This is a genomic window from Shewanella sp. UCD-KL12 (assembly GCF_001957125.1).
GTDB lineage: Bacteria > Pseudomonadota > Gammaproteobacteria > Enterobacterales > Shewanellaceae > Shewanella.
Map to the genome: position 1 here is coordinate 1 of NZ_MPHJ01000051.1, position 711 is coordinate 711.

At 45.6% G+C, this 711-nt stretch carries 1 protein-coding gene; it reads right to left on the reverse strand.

The features are described from left to right. Positions 1 to 660 (reverse strand): IS4 family transposase (locus BM736_RS24785; protein ID WP_179079107.1); only part of this gene is annotated, 660 nt, incomplete at its 3' end. Between the last annotated feature and the right edge of the window lie 51 nt (positions 661 to 711).

A 711-nucleotide genomic window follows, 5' to 3' on the forward strand; every position in this document is an offset into this window, starting at 1 on the left:
TAATAGTAAGTCAGCAGAGAAATAACAACGGTCAAATAGGGTTAAGGAGTTATCTGAGGCTTCTTGAACTAAACGCTGAGCGAGTGTTACTTCTCCTACGTGGCAGCCATCAAAAGCTGCACCCAAGACCATTCTGGTTTCAGTCGATATAAGGCTAACTAATCGAAGCTGAGGATAGGGTTTGTGTGTTTTTGAAATAAAACCAAATGTATCGGCGTTCTCTTGTGAGTCTTGGCAACGAAACACGGTTCCATCAACTGCTAGAGTTGTGAGTCCTAGTTCGTTATCGTCCCCCAAGGCTTCTTCAAGCCAAGCTGAGACCGTAGATTTAAATAAGTATGATATAGGGGCTTCGCCTAAGCGTCGTCGGCAATCAGTCAGTACACTCGGGGCTACACGAGACCAAGTGTTGTCTCCTGACTGAAGCGCTATATCCATCGAGCCACAAACCTCTTTGATGGACTGGTTACGTATTAACCCCATCCAAAGCACGAGCCAGACTGCCTGCTGTGCAGGCAAACGGCGATTACGGATACTTGCCTTGTTGGCTGTGAGTAATGACTGCTCTATCCACTCTGAATCAATAGCCTCCATTACAGAACCATAAGACCCACTTTCTTCAACAGACTCATGAACTAGCTCAAGCTCTTGCGCAAACATAAAAAAATCCCCACCAGAATACTGGTAGGGATTATCTTTCATCTGCAGGAT